This window comes from Sphingobium sp. 15-1, from assembly GCF_013375535.1.
Classification (GTDB): Bacteria; Pseudomonadota; Alphaproteobacteria; order Sphingomonadales; family Sphingomonadaceae; genus Sphingobium; species Sphingobium aromaticivastans.
Window position 1 is genome coordinate 2,063,809 of sequence record NZ_JABXJG010000001.1, and the last position, 17,829, is coordinate 2,081,637.

Annotated in this window: 14 protein-coding genes; 9 read left to right on the forward strand and 5 right to left on the reverse strand. The window is 64.8% G+C overall.

Going from position 1 to position 17,829, the window contains the following annotated elements; genetic code table 11:
- Positions 1-202: 202 nt before the first annotated feature.
- Positions 203-2,989 (forward strand): DNA polymerase I, encoded by a 2,787-nt coding sequence (gene polA, locus HUK72_RS09710; protein ID WP_176596610.1) that lies wholly within the window; start codon positions 203-205, stop codon positions 2,987-2,989.
- 124 nt (positions 2,990-3,113) lie between these two features.
- Here the strand turns inward: polA and HUK72_RS09715 are convergent, their stop codons facing one another.
- The 3 genes from HUK72_RS09715 to HUK72_RS09725 all read right to left on the reverse strand — a co-directional run bounded on the left by HUK72_RS09715 (position 3,114) and on the right by HUK72_RS09725 (position 5,660).
- Positions 3,114-4,574, reverse strand: a complete 1,461-nt coding sequence (locus tag HUK72_RS09715; protein ID WP_176596611.1) for a mannose-1-phosphate guanylyltransferase/mannose-6-phosphate isomerase — start codon at positions 4,572-4,574, stop codon at positions 3,114-3,116.
- A 124-nt stretch (positions 4,575-4,698) separates the two neighbouring features.
- Complete coding sequence (locus tag HUK72_RS09720) at positions 4,699-4,962, reverse strand: zf-TFIIB domain-containing protein (protein WP_066555269.1); 264 nt, start codon at positions 4,960-4,962, stop codon at positions 4,699-4,701.
- A 5-nt stretch (positions 4,963-4,967) separates the two neighbouring features.
- Entirely contained in the window at positions 4,968-5,660 is a 693-nt protein-coding gene (locus HUK72_RS09725; RefSeq protein WP_176597808.1) for a Bax inhibitor-1/YccA family protein, read from the reverse strand.
- Between the two features lie 332 nt (positions 5,661-5,992).
- Between HUK72_RS09725 and cysS the strand changes: the two genes are divergently transcribed.
- The 5 genes from cysS to HUK72_RS09750 all read left to right on the forward strand — a co-directional run bounded on the left by cysS (position 5,993) and on the right by HUK72_RS09750 (position 11,323).
- On the forward strand, positions 5,993-7,510 hold the full coding sequence (gene cysS, locus HUK72_RS09730; protein ID WP_176596612.1) for a cysteine--tRNA ligase: 1,518 nt from the start codon (positions 5,993-5,995) through the stop codon (positions 7,508-7,510).
- Between the two features lie 162 nt (positions 7,511-7,672).
- Complete coding sequence (locus tag HUK72_RS09735; protein ID WP_176597809.1) at positions 7,673-7,990, forward strand: Rap1a/Tai family immunity protein; 318 nt, start codon at positions 7,673-7,675, stop codon at positions 7,988-7,990.
- A gap of 123 nt (positions 7,991-8,113) precedes the next feature.
- Positions 8,114-9,484 carry a class II 3-deoxy-7-phosphoheptulonate synthase gene (locus HUK72_RS09740; protein ID WP_176596613.1) on the forward strand — a complete coding sequence of 457 codons (1,371 nt, stop codon included), beginning with the start codon at positions 8,114-8,116 and terminating at the stop codon, positions 9,482-9,484.
- A gap of 220 nt (positions 9,485-9,704) precedes the next feature.
- The gene (locus tag HUK72_RS09745) at positions 9,705-10,430 is read left to right on the forward strand and encodes a cupin domain-containing protein (protein ID WP_176596614.1); all 726 of its coding nucleotides are present in this window, start codon (positions 9,705-9,707) and stop codon (positions 10,428-10,430) included.
- 143 nt (positions 10,431-10,573) lie between these two features.
- Positions 10,574-11,323, forward strand: a complete 750-nt coding sequence (locus HUK72_RS09750; protein WP_176596615.1) for a ParA family protein — start codon at positions 10,574-10,576, stop codon at positions 11,321-11,323.
- Between the two features lie 182 nt (positions 11,324-11,505).
- Here the strand turns inward: HUK72_RS09750 and HUK72_RS09755 are convergent, their stop codons facing one another.
- Positions 11,506-13,794 (reverse strand): bifunctional diguanylate cyclase/phosphodiesterase, encoded by a 2,289-nt coding sequence (locus tag HUK72_RS09755; protein ID WP_176597810.1) that lies wholly within the window; start codon positions 13,792-13,794, stop codon positions 11,506-11,508.
- A gap of 342 nt (positions 13,795-14,136) precedes the next feature.
- Complete coding sequence (locus tag HUK72_RS09760; RefSeq protein WP_176597811.1) at positions 14,137-15,858, reverse strand: fatty acyl-AMP ligase; 1,722 nt, start codon at positions 15,856-15,858, stop codon at positions 14,137-14,139.
- Between the two features lie 200 nt (positions 15,859-16,058).
- On the opposite strand from HUK72_RS09760, the gene HUK72_RS09765 reads away from it, so the two are divergent.
- The 3 genes from HUK72_RS09765 (at position 16,059) to HUK72_RS09775 (ending at position 17,683) form a co-directional block, all read left to right on the forward strand.
- Positions 16,059-16,583, forward strand: a complete 525-nt coding sequence (locus HUK72_RS09765) for a regulatory protein RecX (protein WP_176596616.1) — start codon at positions 16,059-16,061, stop codon at positions 16,581-16,583.
- Positions 16,584-16,720: 137 nt separating this feature from the next.
- Positions 16,721-17,239 carry a DUF192 domain-containing protein gene (locus HUK72_RS09770; protein WP_176596617.1) on the forward strand — a complete coding sequence of 173 codons (519 nt, stop codon included), beginning with the start codon at positions 16,721-16,723 and terminating at the stop codon, positions 17,237-17,239.
- Between the two features lie 45 nt (positions 17,240-17,284).
- Positions 17,285-17,683 carry an NADH:ubiquinone oxidoreductase subunit NDUFA12 gene (locus tag HUK72_RS09775; RefSeq protein ID WP_176596618.1) on the forward strand — a complete coding sequence of 133 codons (399 nt, stop codon included), beginning with the start codon at positions 17,285-17,287 and terminating at the stop codon, positions 17,681-17,683.
- Positions 17,684-17,829: the final 146 nt, after the last annotated feature.

Consider the following 17,829-nt stretch of genomic DNA (forward strand, 5'->3'; position numbering starts at 1 on the left):
CCCTTCTTTGAAAAGTCCGACACAATCCGCCTCGCGCCTACGCGCGCTCAGGCACGCGCGCGCATACACTGTGAACTTCGGCCCAAAAATGGCGGATTTCCGTCCTTTCCGCTGCATCGCCCCAGTCTTGCGCCGGGAACCCGCTTCCTACACCGACAACCCCACTAGAGCCCCTCCCCATAACCCGCTATCCCCTCACCCCATGCCCCAGAATCATCTCTACCTCGTCGACGGCAGCGGCTACATCTTCCGCGCCTATCACCAGCTTCCGCCGCTCACCAACAAGCATGGCCAGCCCGTCGGCGCGGTCTATGGCTACACCACCATGCTCTGGAAGCTGGCCGAGGAACTGGGCAAGGCGGAAGGCCCCACCCACCTCGCCGTGGTGCTGGACAAGGGCAGCCACACCTTCCGCAACGACATGTACGACCAGTATAAGGCGAACCGCCCTCCCGCGCCGGAAGACCTGGTCCCCCAATTCCCGATGATCCGCGACGCCACCCGCGCCTTCTCCCTCCCCTGCATCGAGGAAGCGGGGTTCGAGGCGGACGACATCATCGCCAGCTACACCAAGGCCGCCGTCGCGGCGGGCTGGCACGTCACCATCGTCAGCTCCGACAAGGATTTGATGCAGCTCATCCAGCCCGGCGTCGACATGTACGACACGATGAAGAATGAGCGGCGCGGCGCCGACTATGTGATGGGCAAATTCGGCGTCCAGCCGGAGCAATTGGGCGACGTCCTCGCGCTGATGGGCGACAGCGTCGACAATGTCCCCGGCATCCCCGGCATCGGGCCCAAGACCGCCGCCAAGCTCATCACCGAATATGGCGGGCTGGAAGCGGCGCTCGAAGCCGCGCCTTCGATGAAAAAGTCGAAGATGCAGGAAAATCTCATCGCCCATGCCGACATGGCGCGGCTGTCGCGCCGCCTCGTCGCGCTGCACGATGCGATGGACCTGCCCGAACCGCTGGACGACCTGACGCTCAAGGGCATTCCGTTGGAACCGCTGCAAGCCTTCCTCGAACATCATGGCTTCAAGTCGCTGCTCGCCCGCGCCGGAGCGCCCGCCGCCGCCGTGGCGGTCGCGACCGCAGCCGCCGCCGTCACGCAAGCGACGCCCCCCGCCGCCCCGGTCCATGAGGAAGAACCGCCGATCGACCGCAGCCTCTACGAAACGGTCGTTACCGAGGAAGCGCTCGACCGCTGGATCGCCGCCGCTCATGCCGAAGGTCTGGTCGCCGTCGACACCGAAACCGATATGCTGGACTGCGTCTCCTGCACACTGGTCGGCGTCAGCCTCGCCGTCGGGCCGAACGCCGCCTGCTACATCCCGGTCGGCCATGGCGGCAGGGACATGTTCGCGGAGAAACCCGACCAACCCCCCCTCGCCCTCGTCCTCGCGAAATTGAAGCCGCTGCTGGAGGACGACAGTGTCCTCAAGATCGGCCAGAACCTCAAATATGACATGACGGTCCTGCGCCGCCATGGGATCGAGATCACTCCCTATGACGACACCATCGTCATGAGCTTCGACCTCGACGCCGGGCAGAGCCTCGCGGGCCACGGCATGGACGAGGCGGCGAAGGTGCACCTGGGTCACACCTGCATCAGCTTCAAGGAGGTATGCGGCACCGGCAAGAGCCAGATCAGCTTCGCGGAAGTCCCGCTCGACAAGGCGACCGAATATGCCGCCGAGGATGCCGACGTCACGCTGCGCCTGTGGAAGCTGTTCAAGAACCGCGTCGCCCATGAAGGCGCGACCCGCGTCTACGAGCTGGTCGACCGCCCGCTCGTCTCCGTCATCGCGAAGATGGAGCATGAGGGCATCAAGGTCGACCGCGAAGCCCTCTCCCGCCTCTCCGCCGAATTCACCGCCGGAATCGCCGCGCTGGAAACGGAAATCCACGGCCTTGCGGGCCAGCCCTTCGCCATCGGATCGACCCAGCAACTGGGCGCGATCCTGTTCGACAAAATGGGCTACAAGGGCGGGAAGAAGGGCAAGTCGGGCGCCTATTCCACCGACGTCACCATATTGGAGCAGCTCAAGGCCCAAGGCGTCGAAATCGCGGGCAAGGTGTTGGACTGGCGGCAGCTATCGAAGCTCAAATCCACCTATACCGACGCGCTCCAGGCCCAGATCAACAAGGACACCAGCCGCGTCCACACCAGCTACTCGCTGTCCGGCGCGCAGACCGGCCGCCTGTCCTCGACCGATCCCAACCTCCAGAACATCCCGATCCGCACCGAAGTCGGCCGCCAGATCCGCCATGCCTTCGTCGCGGAGCCGGGCAATGTCATCCTGGCGGCGGACTATAGCCAGATCGAACTGCGCCTCGCTGCGCACATGGCCGATGTTCCGGCACTGAAAGAGGCCTTCGCGAACGGCGAGGACATCCACGCCGCCACCGCGCAGCAGCTTTTCGGAGAGGTCAATCGCGACACGCGGGGCCGGGCCAAGACGATCAACTTCGCCATCCTCTACGGCATCAGCCGCTGGGGCCTTGCCGGACGGCTGGAGATCAGCGCCGACGAAGCGCAGGACATGATCTCCCGCTATTATGAGCGCTTCCCCGGCATCAGCCTCTACATCACCGACACGATCGAAAAGGCGCGGGAGCGGGGCTATACCGAAACCCTGTTCGGCCGGAAGACCTGGTTCCCGCGCATCAAGGCCTCCGTCCAGCACGAACGGCAGGGCGCCGAGCGCGCCGCGATCAACGCCCCGATCCAGGGCACCAGCGCCGACATCATCAAGCGCGCCATGGCCCGCATGGGCCCGGCGCTGGCGGCGGAGGGATTGGATAAGGTCAAGATGCTGCTGCAAGTGCACGACGAACTGGTCTTCGAACTGCCGGAAGGCGATGTGGAGCAGGCCAGCGCCGTCATCCGCCGCGTGATGGAAGGCGCCGCCGAGCCGATCGTGAAACTGAGCGTGCCACTAGGGGTAGAGATCGGCCACGGCCCAAGCTGGGGCGCGGCGCACTGACCTTCTCTTCCGTCATCCCCGCGAAGGCGGGAATCCATCTCCCGACGTCGCATCCAGCGCTTCGGGTAGGAGATGGATCCCCGCCTTCGCGGGGATGACGAAGCGCGCTTTATCAGCGCTTCGTTCACTTTCGCGCGTATCGATCCTCATACCGCACGATGTCATCCTCCCCCAGATAGGTGCCCGTCTGCACTTCGATGAACACCACCGGTATCTTCCCCGGATTCTCCACCCGATGCTTCGCTCCGGCGGGCACATAAAGCGACTGGTTCTCGGTCAGCAGCGTCACATCGCCGTCCACCGTGACCTTGGCCGTCCCCTCGACCACGATCCAATGCTCCGACCGATGGAAGTGACTCTGTAAGCTCAGCGATTGCCCCGGCTGCACCACGATGCGCTTCACCTGGAAGCGCTCCCCGGTCAGCAGGCCTTCCACCCAGCCCCAGGGCCGGTGATCCTTGGGAAAGCTCTCCGCCTGCACCGCGCCCTTCTTCTTGAGCGCCTCCACCGCCAGTTTCACATCCTGCGCCCGCGACTTGTCCGCGATCAGCACCGCATCGCTCATCGCCACCGCGATGATGTTGCTGAGGCCAATGCCGACCAGTTCCATGCCCTCGCTGTCGGAGCGCAGCAGCGTATCGCTGCAATCGATCGCCGTCGCTCCGCCGCCCAGCGTCACGCCAGCGCCATCCGGCCCGGCATGGCTCCACACCGCGTCCCAGCCGCCAAGGTCCGACCAGCCGGAATCATAAGGGACGACCGACAGATTGCCGGCCCGCTCCATGATCGCATAGTCGATGGAGATGTCCGGCGCGGCATCCCACGCCTCGGCCGCCAGTCGCAAAAAGCCCAGATCGCCCTCCGCCGCATCCACGGCAGGCCGCACCGCCGCCAGCACGTCGGGCGCATGACGTTCGAACGCCGCGATCAGATCCTTTGCCGCGAACAGGAAAATCCCGGCATTCCAGAGGTGATCGCCGCTCGCCAGCATCTCCTGCGCCCGCGCCGCATCCGGCTTCTCCACGAAACGGGCCAGCTTGATCGGCTGTCCCGATCCGTCGGGCCTGGCCACGACCTGCAAATAGCCATAGCCCGTCTCCGGCCGCGTCGGCTGGATGCCGAAGGTCACCAGATCGCCGTCCCGCGCAGCCGTCAGCCCCTGGCTCACCGCCGCCCGGAAAGCCACTCCATCCGGCACCACATGGTCCGACGGCGCGACCAGCATCACCGCATCGGGATCGCCCGCCGCCAGATGCAGCGCCGCCGCCAATATCGCGGGCGCGGTGTTGCGCACCGAAGGCTCGATCATGATCGCCTCAGCGTCCGCGCCTTCCTGCGCCAATTGCTCGGCCACGATGAAGCGGAAGGCTGCGTTGGTCAGCACCACCGGTCGGGCAAAGGCAAAACCCTCCCCCGCGCCCGACAGCCGTTCCACGACGGATCGGAACAGCGTCTGCTCGCCCAGCAGGGGCACGAACTGCTTGGGGTAGGATTTGCGCGACAGCGGCCACAGCCGCGTCCCCGATCCTCCCGCCAATATGACCGGCGTAACCTGCTGAAAAGCGTCCCCGTGGGTACCTGGCATGCAACTCACTCGAATAAGGCGATCCGGCCCGATGGGATCATATCCGCCCCTCTTATCGCCATTCCGGGAAAGCGCCTATGATGCATCCATAAAAAAAGCGGCCCGCAATCGGGGCCGCTTCCGGTCAGTCGAACAGCTCTTCCAGAAAGCTCTTCTTCCGCTTCTTCTGATAATATCGCCCGTCGTCACGATCCGGCCGATAGCTGGGCGGTGGCACCGGAACTCCGCCCACCGACCGCTCGATGATCTTGTCCAGTTCACCCCGGTCCAGCCAGACGCCCCGGCATTGCGGACAATAGTCAATTTCGACCCCCTGCCGGTCCGTCATGGAGAGTCCCACATGACAGACCGGGCAGAGCATGGCCGACACCGCGGCCTGATCCCGCATCCGGATTACTCCCGCTCGCCGGTCAGGCTGAGCAGCATCTGGAACAGGTTGACGAAGTTCAGATAAAGCGACAGCGCGCCCATCACCTGCATCTTCTGCGCGACTTCATGGCCAGCGTAAGTGAAATATTCCGACTTGATGCGCTGCACGTCCCAGGCGGTCAGGCCGGTGAAGACCACCACGCCGATGATCGAGATCACCATTTGCATGGCCGAGGAGCCGATGAAGATGTTGATCAGGCTCGCGACCAGGATGCCGATCAGGCCCATGATCAGGAACGACCCGAATTTCGACAGGTCGCGCCCGGTCGTATAGCCCCACAGCGCCATGGCCAGGAACATCACGGCGGCAGAGAAGAAGGCCTGCGCGATCGACCCGCCGGTAAAGACCAGGAAGATGCTGGCCAGCGACACGCCCATCACGCCCGAAAAGGCGTAGAAGGCCATGCGCGCGCCCGCGGTCGTCATCTTTTCGATGCGGAAGCTGAAGAAGAACACGAAGGCCAGCGGCGCGAAGATCGCCACCCACTTGAGCGGCGTGCCGAAGATCGCGGCGGCCAGCACCGGCGTGTTGCCGATGAAGGCGGCGACCAGCCCGGTAATGACCAGGCCGATGCCCATATTGCGGAAAACGCCCAGCATGTGCGCGCGCAGCCCGGCATCGGTCTGCGCCGTCTGGCTCGCACCATAGCCCGGCATACGAACGGGATTGTTCACGGCGTTGATACTCCATCCAACAGTCAGTTACGGCCGAAACAGCCTTGGGATCGAGTGGCCCGGCGCGGTCTTCGTGAGGTCAGAGGGGGGCAAACGCTCACGAACCTGCACCGAGCACACTCGATGCGGTCCGACATCGCGGCTGGACATGTCACATCATCCAACCGCCAGAGGGGCCCGGCCCGCACAAGCAATATCGGGGGACCAACGCGCCAATGCAAGGGATGGGACAAAGGATCGGCCCGTCAGCAACAATTTGTTACAAATGCACAGCCCAGTTGACGCCTCGATCCAACCGCCGCATGGCTGCGCCCATGAGCGACCAGTTCACCCCCGCCGAGCAGCATGCCGACGCCCCCTTGCGCCTGTTCAACAGCCTGACGCGCACGGTCGAACCCTTCACGCCGATCGAAGCCAACCACGCCCGCGTCTATAGCTGCGGCCCGACGGTCTATAATTACGCCCATCTCGGCAATCTGCGCGCCTATGTCTTCACCGACACGCTGCGCCGGACGCTGCTGTGGAAGGGGCTGGACGTCACCCACATCATCAACATCACCGATGTCGGCCATCTGACCTCGGATGCCGACGCGGGCGACGACAAGATGGAAGCGGCCGCCCGCGCCCAGGCGAAGAGCATCTGGGACATCGCGGCCCATTATACCGACGCCTTCAAGCGCAACATCGCGGACCTCAACATCATCGCGCCCAGCGAATGGACGGTCGCGACCGATTACGTCCCACAAATGATCGCCTTCGCGGAGAAGATCGCGCCCGATCATTGCTACGAGCTGGAAACCGGCCTTTATTTCGACAGCAGCACCGTCCCGGATTATGGCGCGCTTGCCGGGGGCCGCGATGATGCCGCTCACGCCCGCATCGATCCGGTCGCGGGCAAGCGCAACCCCAGCGACTTCGCCATCTGGCGCAAGTCCCCTCCGGGCGAGCAGCGCCAGATGGAATGGGATTCTCCCTGGGGCAAGGGCGCGCCGGGCTGGCATCTCGAATGTTCGGTGATGAGCGAGGCGCGCCTTGGCCATCCGTTCGACATCCATACCGGCGGCATCGACCATCGCGAGATCCACCACCCGAACGAGATCGCCCAGAACCAGGCCTATTGCGGCTGCAATGACGCGCAACCGGGCTTCACCGGCGCCCAATGGTGGATGCACAACAACTTCCTGGTCGATCGTCAGGGCAAGATGAGCAAGTCGAAGGGCGGCTTCACCACCCTATTCTCGCTGATCGACGCAGGCGTGCATCCGCTCGCCTACCGTCTGCTGTGTCTGGGCGCCCATTATCGCAGCGAACTGGAGTTCAGCGCGGAAAGCGTCAGCGCCGCCCTCACCCGCCTCAAGCGCCTCATCATGGGCGTCGAAAATCTCAAGGCCCGCGCTGAAGGCATCACCTGGCAATCGCTGCGCCTGGACTGGCTGCGCGCCAATCTCCACCCCAAGCTGGCCCCGCTGCTCGAACAGTTCGACGCCGCGATCAGCGACGATCTAATGACTCCCCGCGCCCTTCCGCTGCTGGAAGAGACGATCGCCCTGAAAAAGGTGCCGGTGGACGAAAAGCTTTGCCTGCTAGCCGCCTTCGATCAGGCACTGGGGCTCAACCTGCTGACGATCAGCCGCGCCGACCTGCGTATCCAGCCCAAGGACGCCCAGATCACGCCGGAAGAGATCGAAGCCGCACTGGACCGCCGCCAGACCGCCCGCGCCGAAAAGGACTTCGCCCTGTCGGACGAAATCCGCGACGCCCTGATCGCCCGCGGCGTCGAAGTAATGGACGGCGACCCGCTCCGCTGGGACTGGCGCCTGAACCTCGCTTAAAGCTTGCCGGCAGGCGTTTGCACGGAGCGCGCTGGAAAACGTCCCTCATCTGAGGCAGGATGTGCGCGGGGAAGGCCGGTCCGTTTGGACAGGCCGCGCCGAAACGGGCAGATTCCGCACATGCTCAAACACGCAACGGCAGCGCTTATCGCGCTCAGTGCAATGGCGGCAATCCCAATTGCTGCACCTGCTCAGACCTATATGTTCGAAACGGGGACCACCCTGCTCGTCAAATGCCGCAACAAGGCACCCGAATATGCGCTCGCCTGCACCGCCTATATCGTCGGCGCGGTGGACGGCATCAAGAAGGACGTGTTCATCGGCCGCGCCAAGCCCAATTGCTGGCCCGCGCAGATGGACGCGGAGGAAGTGAAACGCATCGTCATCGCCTATCTCAACCGCTATCCCGACCAGCGAAAGGCGCCCGCCTCCGTCCTGGTCAGCGTCGCGCTCAACGAACATTATCCTTGCGAGAAATAACGCCGGTCGCCCCGGCCGCGCCGCTATAGGAACCCGGCACGCGCCACCGCCGCTATAAACTTGCGTCAGGCTCTGGTTGCGCGTAGGTGCGGCCCCTATTTTAGACTTTTTGGGAGACTCAAAGTGGCGGCGAAGTGGACGCCGGAAAGCTGGCGGGAGCATAAGGGCATTCAGATGCCCTTCTATCGGGATGCCCAGGCGCTTGGCGCGGTGGAGGCACAGCTCAGCCAGTTTCCCCCGCTCGTCTTTGCCGGCGAAGCGCGCAACCTGAAGCATGAACTCGCCAAGGTGACGAATGGCGAGGCGTTCCTGCTGCAAGGCGGCGACTGCGCCGAGAGTTTCGCGGAGTTCCACCCGAACAATATCCGCGACACCTTCCGCGTGCTGCTGCAAATGGCGGTGGTGCTGACCTTTGCCTCCAAGCTGCCGATCGTGAAGGTCGGCCGCATGGCGGGCCAGTTCGCCAAGCCCCGCTCCGCCGATACGGAGACGATCGGCGGCGTGGAGCTGCCCAGCTATCGCGGCGACAATGTCAACGACATCGCTTTCACGCCCGAGGCCCGCGAACCCGACGCCCAGCGCATGATCCGCGCCTATAACCAATCGGCGGCGACGCTGAACCTGGTGCGCGCCTTCTCGACCGGCGGCTATGCCAGCCTGGACCGAGTGCATGGCTGGATGCTGGATTTCATGGGCCGCAGCCCCTGGGCCGCAAAGTTCGAGGCGATGGCGGACCAGATCGGCCAGGCGCTCGACTTCATGCGCGCCTGCGGCCTGTCGCCCGAAACCGTGCCGCAGCTTGGCGGGACTAGCTTCTACACCAGCCATGAGGCGCTGCTGCTCCCCTATGAGGAGGCGCTGACCCGGCAGGATTCGTTGACCGGCGACTGGTACGACACCTCCGCGCACATGCTGTGGATTGGGGACCGCACGCGGTTCGAAGGGTCGGCCCATGTCGAATATCTGCGCGGCATCGGCAATCCGATCGGCATGAAGTGCGGCCCGTCGCTGGAGCCCGATGCGCTTATCCGCCTGCTGGACGTGCTGAACCCGACCCGCGAGGCCGGGCGCATCACGCTGATCACCCGCTACGGCCATGACAAGATCGAGGCGGGCCTGCCCAAGCTGGTCCGCGCCGTCCTGCGCGAAGGCCATCCGGTGGTCTGGTCCTGCGACCCGATGCACGGCAATGTGATCAAGGCGGCCAATGGCTACAAGACGCGCCCGTTCGACCGCATCCTGGCGGAAGTGCGCGGCTTCTTCGCCGTGCACCGCGCCGAGGGCAGCTTCGGCGGTGGCATCCATGCCGAAATGACTGGCCAGAATGTGACGGAATGCACCGGCGGCGCTGTGGCGATCACCGACGAAGGACTGGCGGACCGCTACCACACCCATTGCGACCCGCGCCTCAACGCGGCGCAGAGCCTCGAACTCGCTTTCCTGCTCGCGGAAATGCTGAACGAGGAACTGAAGGAACGCCGCGCCGCGGCATAAGCCATGGCACTTCCGTGCTCCTGCGCAGGCAGGAGCCCAGTCCCGCCGTCAGTGGATCGTCGCAACGTCTGAACTGGGCTCCTGCCTGCGCAGGAGCACAACATTCTTCGAACTAAGGTCATCCGCAGCAGAATCTTGAGCAAAGCCCCCTCCCTTGGGCGAAAAATGCTGCTGCTCTCGGTCTAAATCCTCACCCTGCCCGACAGGATAAGGACCACCCATGACCGAAGCACTGGCCATCGAAACCCGCAGCTTCCGCGACCTGCGCGCCTTTGCCGAGACCGCCACGCTCCCCGCCGAAACCCTGGGCGACCCCTTCCTGGCCAGCCGCGCCGCTCTCGATCTCCCCGCAGGCCCGATCTCGATCAGCCTTGTCGTCCTGCCGCAAGGGCGCGGCCGCGTCGAAGCCCTGCCCGATGACGAATTCCTCATCCTCCTCGACGGCGCGCTCACCCTGGAAACCGCCGACGGCACGACCCAGCTTGCCGCCAACCAGAGCACCGTCATCACCAAGGGCACCAGCTTCACCTGGTCCTCGCGCGAGGGCGCGCGCCTCATCGCCATGCGCCGCAACGGCAGCCCGGACGGCGCCCCGGCCGTCATCCCCATCGACGAAAGCGCCCCGCTCGAACCGTCCAACCCGCCGCTGGCCGAGTTGCTGGTCGGCCCGACGCCCACCTGCCGCAACTTCACCGACTATCGCTCCGCCGACACGGAATTCGTCTGCGGCACATGGGATTCGACCCCCTATCACCGCCTTTCCATGTCCTATCGCCATTATGAACTGATGCACCTGCTCGACGGCAGCGTCACTTTCGTCGACGGCGACGGCCGGGAAGGCACTTTTCGCAAGGGCGACATCTTCCTGGTCGAACAGGGCGCGCAGTGCAGTTGGGACAGCCGCGAACAGGTGAAGAAGGTCTACGCCATCTACCGTCCGGCCTGAATTCAACCTTCTATCCACTACTCCTGCGCTGACGGGGATGGCGGGCGCTGCCTGAGCCCTTCATCGGCGCCCAATGTCATGACCCCGTAACATTGCCATGATTCAGCCCTTGCTTTGGCGGTGCAGCAATATAGCTTCCGCTCATGGCAAAGGAACCGCAAGTGGCGACCATCGCCGTTTACAGCCTCAAGGGGGGCGTGGGCAAAACCACCTTCGCGATCAACCTCGCCTGGGCATCCGCAAGCATCTCGAAACGGCGAACATTGCTCTGGGATCTCGACCCGCAGGCGGCGTCGAGCTGGCTGATCTCCACCGACAGCGAAAGCCGCGACGCCGCGCAGGCTATCTTCAGCAAGGATGTGGAGGTCCGCAAGCTGATCCAGCCCTCGACCGTGCCCGGCCTGGACCTGATCGCCGCCGACACCTCGCTGCGCAGCCTGGACCATCTGTTCCGCGAGATGGACAAGAAGAAACGCCTCGCCAAGCTGATCGAGAGCCTGGGCAAGGATTATGACCGCATCATCCTCGATTGCCCGCCCGGCTTGACCGAAACCAGCGAGCAGGTGCTGCGCGCCGCCGACATGATCGTGATTCCCGTCATCCCCTCCCCCCTCGCCCAGCGCGCCATGGGGGAGGTCGCCCGCTATCTGGTCCAGCGCGGCGGCAGCCATCCGCCGATCATGCCGGTCTATTCCATGGTCGACCGCCGCCGCGCCCTGCACCGCGCGGCGCTGGAAGCGCAGCCCGGCTGGCCCGCCATTCCCATGGCCAGCACGGTCGAGCAGATGGCGGTCCGCCGCAAGCCGCTGGGCGCCTTCGCCGCCGCGTCAGCCCCGGCTCAGGCCTTTGCCGCGCTGTGGACGACGATCGAACGGCAATTGCAGAAACGCTAAGGTTCGTGCGGGGATTTTGCCGCTAAGCGTTCCGTACTCCTGCGAAGGCAGGAGCCCAGTTCAGACGGCGCGGTGATCCATTCAGGGCGGGACTGGGCTCCTGCCTTCGCAGGAGCACGGAACGCTTCAAGGAGCGGACGGTCCGCTTCCCACCCAAGCCCCCATTCCCAACGCCATGGAATCTACGCCCGCGCCCGCAACTGATCCGCCGGGAAGAGCGCCGCTGCGTCCGACGCCGGCATGGGTCGCCCGAAATAGAAACCCTGCACCTTGCGGCAGCCAAGCCCACGGACCATCGCCAGTTCCGCTTCGGTTTCGACGCCCTCCGCCGTGGTCGCCATGCCCAGGCTGTCGGCCAGCGTCACCACGGCGCGGATGATCGCCAGGCTCTCTGCCTTGTTGTTGGCCGCGCCCACTACGAAGCTGCGGTCGATCTTGATCGTATCGAAGCGCGTCCGGCTCAAATAGCCGAGCGAGGAATAGCCCGTCCCGAAATCGTCAAGCGACAGCCGCACCCCCAGCCCGCGCAACTGATCCAATATCTTGAGCGCCCCGGTATCGGCGTTGACGAACACGCTTTCGGTGACTTCCAGCTCCAGCCGCCGCGCATCCAGCCCGCTTTGCGCCAGCGCCGACACCACCGCGCCGACGAAGCTGGGATGCGTCAGTTGCTCGGCCGAAACATTGACCGCGATCCGCACCCCATCGGGCCAGCGCGACGCCTCCTTGCAGGCAGTCCGCAACACCCATTCCCCGATCGGCCCGATCAGCCGCGCCTCCTCCGCGACGGGGATGAATTTGGCGGGCGAAATCGGCCCCATTTCCGGATGCGTCCAGCGCACCAGCGCCTCGAACCCGACCACCGTGCCCTCCTGCGCCTCCACCACGGGCTGGAACAGGACGTGCAACTGATTCTTCTCCAGCGCGTCGCGCAGCGCTAGCTCCAACTGGCGCCGTTCCTCCGCCTGCGCGTGCAGTTGCGGCTCATAGGCGCAATGCAGGCCGCCGCCCTCGCTCTTGGCGCGATAGAGGGCCAGGTCCGCGCTGCGGATCAGTGCCTCCGATTCGCTGCCGTCCTGCGGCGACACCGCCGAACCGACCGACGCGCCCACATACAGCGTATGTTCGTCCACCTGATAAGGGGCGGAAAGGCCGCTGATGATCCTGACCGCCAGCTTCTCTATGCCGTGATGCTCTCCCGCCTGCGGGACGACGACGGCAAATTCGTCGCCGCCGATCCGGCCGCAAAATTCCGCGCCGGAACAGATGTGCCGCAACCGCCGCGCCACCTGGCTCAGCAGCTTGTCACCGATCTGGTGGCCCAGCGTGTCGTTCACCGCCTTGAACCGGTCGAGGTCGATCATCAGGAAAGCGCAGCCAGCCCCGCGCCCGCCGCCGCCCGCCATCGCCTGGTCCAGCACATCGCGCAGATGCGCGCGGTTGGGCAGGCCCGTCAGCGGATCGAAACGCGCAAGCTGCGCGATCCGCTCCGCCGATTCCCGCTGCTCGGTAATATCCGACCCGACGCCCCGGAATCCCAGGAACGTCCCCCCTTCGTCATAACGGGGGGAGGCCGACAATTCCCACCAGCATATCGCGCCCGCCAGTTCGACCGGCAGGACGATGTTGCTGAAGCTCTCCCGCCGCTTCAGATGGTCGGCCAGCTCATGCAGCTCGGTCGGAAATAGGCCGCTTTCCCAAGCGCTTCCCGCCAGCAACTGCACCAGCAGCACGCCCTCCGCCTGGGCCGGCGCGCGGCCCAGCATTTCAGCCAGGCGCGGCGACACGCCGTTCAACCGCCGCGCGGCATCGGTCTGCCACAGCCAGTCGGACGCGCCATGTTCATATTCGCGCAGCAGCAGGCTGACGACCTCGCTCTTTTCCTCCAGTTGCACGCTGGCGCTATGCTGGCGGGCGAAGGTCCGCGCATAGAGGAAACAGCCGACCAGCAGCGACAGCGCATAGCTGGTGGCGAGCGCCAGCAACGGCGCCTGGTCCCGCCCGCCGAACATGACGAAAAGAGCGGCGATGCATGGCAGCAGGAAACCGGTCGCCGCCAGCGGCGTCGGGGCATAGCTGATCGCGCCGCACACCATGATGCAACTGATCAGCGTCCAGTGCGCCACCAACTGCGCCGCGCCATGGCCCGACGACAGCGACATCATGCACGCCGCCCAGACCAGCCCATGGAGCAGGCCGGTAAGGCCGTGAATCCTGATGTCGGCCGCGCTCACCGCTCCGGCGGTCCGCCTGCGCCGCAGAAAGGCGCCGACCGCCATGGAAAGAACCAGCGCGACGCTCCACGACGTCAGCCCCGTCCCCGATCCATGATGCCCAAAAACCTGCCACAGAAAGACAAGGCCAAAGACGTTCATCGCCTGGCGCAGCAGCGCGACATGATCCGCCGATCGCAATTGCGCGGTCAGCACCCGTTCGGCGGCGTCGCCCTGGACGGCAGCAAGCCCCATCATCGCCCGAAGCGACATGCGCTCCTGACAAGTCTGATCAGAGGATGGCCCTTGCCCGCGTTTCACCCTGCCGGTTTAGCAGCAAGCGGTTAGCAATCCGTAACGCTCGGGCGAAAAGGTGCAGAAAAAAGCGCAGGGCCTGGACCGATCGATATTCGGCCGTGAAAAAGGTGATTACTCTAAGAACATTCGTCATGCTGAACTTGTTTCAGCATCCATTTATCCCAACGAGCGAACGTCTCTGGAGGCACGATGGATGCTGAGCCAAAGGCCAACGCAGTTAAACAAGTTCAGTATGACGAATTGGAATACGATCAGCCTTGGGAAAGCGCCACGCGAACAGGATCAGGCGGCGATGTCGTAGGGCCGGATTTCGCCGGTCAGATAGAGGTTGCGCGCCTTCGACCGGCTGAGCTTGCCCGAGCTGGTGCGCGGCAGGGTGCGCGGCGGCACCAGTTCGACCACGCAGTTCATGCCGGTGATCGCCCGCACCCGCTCGCGGATCTGGTCGCGCAGGCGCGTGCGCTCATCATTGTCGGAGGTGCGGCAATGCACCAGAACCGCGGGCGCTTCCTCGCCGCCCGGCGTGGTGATGGCGAAGGCGGCGATGTCGCCCTGCTTGAAGCCGGGGAGTTGCTCCACCGCCCATTCAATGTCCTGCGGCCAGTGATTCTTGCCGTTGATGATGATCATGTCCTTGGCGCGGCCGACAATATAGAGATAGCCGTCGCTCAAATAGCCCATGTCGCCGGTGTCGAGCCAGCCGTCGGCCATGCAGGCGTCGGTCGCCTCCTGGTCGCGGAAATAGCCGACCATCAGGCTTGGTCCGGTGGTCCACACCTTGCCAATCTGGCGCTCGTTCAGCTTGGCCCCATCCTCGTCGCGAATTTCCACGATCATGTCGCGGGCGGGCTTGCCGCAGTTGACGATCGAGCGGAAACGCTGCGGACGGCCCTCGGTCGCGTCGCCGCCGGACAGGTCGGTTTCCTCGACCAGCTCGACGATGATGCCCTCGCCCGGCGGCATGATGGTGACGGCCAGCGTCGCCTCGGCCAGACCATAGCTCGGCAGGAACGCCTTGGGGCTGAAACCCGCGTCGCCAAAGGCGTCGACGAAGCTCTGCATCACATCCGGGCGGATCATGTCCGCGCCATTACCCGCGAGCCGCCAGCGGGACAGGTCGAAGCGATCCTGCGCCTTGGTCTGGCTCGACATGCGGCGCGCGCAGATGTCGTAGCCGAAGGTCGGGGAATAGCTGATCGACGTGCCTTCGTTGCGGCTGATCAGGTCCAGCCACGCCAGCGGACGGCGGGCGAAATCCTCGGTCTTCATATAGTCGGTCGACACCTGATTGGCGACGACCGACAAGAAGCAGCCGACCAGCCCCATGTCATGATACCAGGGCAGCCAACTGATGCAGCGGTCGCTGTCCTGCACCTGCATGCCATGGCTGTGCGCGGCGAGATTGCTGAGCAGCGCATGATGCGTCACCGCCACGCCATGGGGGAAGCGGGTCGAACCGCTCGAATATTGCAGATAAGCGATTTCCTCGCCCTTCGCCTGCGGGAGTTCGCAGGGCACCGCCTCCCGCGCGATGAAATCCTCGAAAGCGATGCTCTCGACCGCCTTCTGACGGCCGGATTCCCCCGCCATCTCTTCCAATTCCTTGGGGAAGAGGAACAGCATCGGGTCGCAGCTCGAAAGCTGGACGTTCAACTGATCGATATAGCTTTCCTTGCCGCCAAAGCTGGTCGGCAGCGGCAGCGGCACCGGCCAGCCGCCGGCATAGACGATGCCGAAGAACAGCATCGCGAAATCCTCGCCTGTTTCCGCCACCAGAGCGACGCGATCCTCCGGCTTCACCCCATGGGCGATCAGCCGGTGCGCGCAGGCGATGGCGTCCTCGCGCAGCTCCGCAAACGGATAGGGCCGCGCCAGATTCCCCCGCGCATCGTGGAAGTTCAGGCCACGCCGCCCGGCCGCAGCATAGTCCAGCGCTTCGCCCAGCGTCTCGAAGTCCGAGAAACGGCGCGGCAGATCGTCGGTGGTCGGCGTCGGTGCCATCATGCTTTGCGAACCCGTCATATTGGTGTCACCCAATGTCTTAATTGTCATAATCCGGCGCGCCGCTAACAGCTTTCACGCCGCTTTGCACCGGATAGTTGCATTCCAGCTTGGGCTTTTACTCCAAAAGGGGCGGTAAAATTCCGGCCCGACTGTGGCATAATCAAGGCGCCAAAGGCATAAACGCCGCATGAAGCATTGCCATGGCCGATAAACGCCCTCCTCCCCCGCTCGATGAAGAGGCCCTGCGCGAGCTGGCGCTGCGCTATGTCGGCCGTTTCGCCACCAGCCGCGCCAAGCTGCTCGCTTATCTGGGCCGGAAAATCCAGGAACGCGGCTGGGGCGGCGAAGACCCCGCCGACCCGCACGCGCTGGTCGATCGCCTCACTGAACTGCGCTATGTCGACGACGCCAGCTATGCGGTGATGAAAAGCGCGTCGCTTGCCCGTCGCGGCTATGGCGCGCGCCGCGTTGCCGAAACGCTGCGCGCCGACGGCATAGCCGAAGCCGACCGGGAGGAAGCCGACAGCCAGACCCGAAACGAAGCCTGGACCGCCGCCGACCGCTTCGCCCGCCGCAAGCGCATCGGCCCCTATGCGCAAGAGCGCCCGGACCCCAAACAACGCGAGAAATGGATCGCCGCCTTCCTTCGCGCAGGCCACAGCTACGCCACCGCCCGCCGCTGGACTGACGCCGCGCCGGGGGAGGTGCCGGAAGCGGAAGAATAGCCGTTCAGCACGACGTGCTCCTGCGCAGGCAGGAGCCCAGTTCGGATGTTGCGTCAATGAGTTGAGGGCAGGACTGGACTCCTGCCTTCGCAGGAGCACGCTGTTTTTTAACCGCTAGGCTGTGATACCTCACCCCCATGAAGCCCCTCCCCCTCCTTCTCGCGATCCTCCTCGCCGCCTGCTCCCAGGGCGCGCCCAAAGCCGAAAACGCCACCACCACCGCCGTTACCCAGCGCGCCGCCCTCCTCCCCCTCGCCATCCACAGCGCCAAAACCACTCACCGCTTCACCGTCGAACTCGCTCTCACCGAGCAGCAACAGGAACAGGGGCTGATGTTCCGCAAGTCGCTCGCCCCCGATTCCGGCATGCTCTTCCCCATGTCCCCGCCGCGCACGGCGAACTTCTGGATGAAGAACACGCTGATCCCGCTCGACATGCTGTTCATCCACACCGACGGCAGCATCGCCTATCTCAAGGCCAACGCTGCCCCTCATTCCCGCGAGCCGGTTTCCGCGGGCATCCCCGTCGCCGCCGTCCTGGAATTGCGCGGCGGCCGCGCGGCCGAACTCGGCATCCGGGAAGGCGACCGCGTCACTTGGGGCGATTGCGACCGGCCGTCCCCGCCAAACCCCCTCAATTTCTGCCCAGGCCAATGATCCGCCCTTGCCAAGCGCCAGCCCCAGCGGCTAAGCGCTTCGCCCATGGGAATCCTTGGCAAGATCTTCACCTGGTGGGATGGCGCGACCATCGGCACCTCGCTCTACACCTCCCGCAAGGGCACCAAGGTGGGTGAGGATCATCAGGGCAATGTCTATTATCAGGGCGGCACCGACCCCAATGGCCTGACACGACGCTGGGTGATCTATAATGGCGCGAACGACGCCAGCCGCGTGCCCGCCGAATGGCATGGCTGGCTGCATCATACGATCGAGGGCGCGCCGGAAAGCTTCCTGCCGCCGCCGCACATCTGGGAAAAGGATTTCACCCCCAACGCCACCGGCACGGCCCAGGCCTATCGCCCCTCGGGCGCGCTGGAAAAGGGCGGCCTGCGCCAGAAGGCGACCGGCGATTATGAGGCGTGGAGCCCCGACGCATCATGATCCGGCGCCCGGCGGGACGTTTCCTGCCGCTTCTTGGCTGCACGCTGATTCTCGCAAGCTGCGGCGGCGACGACATGCCCACGGAGAACCGGACCGGCCCCGTCCGCATCGAAGGACAGAAGATCCGCGACGGCGACGAATCGGCC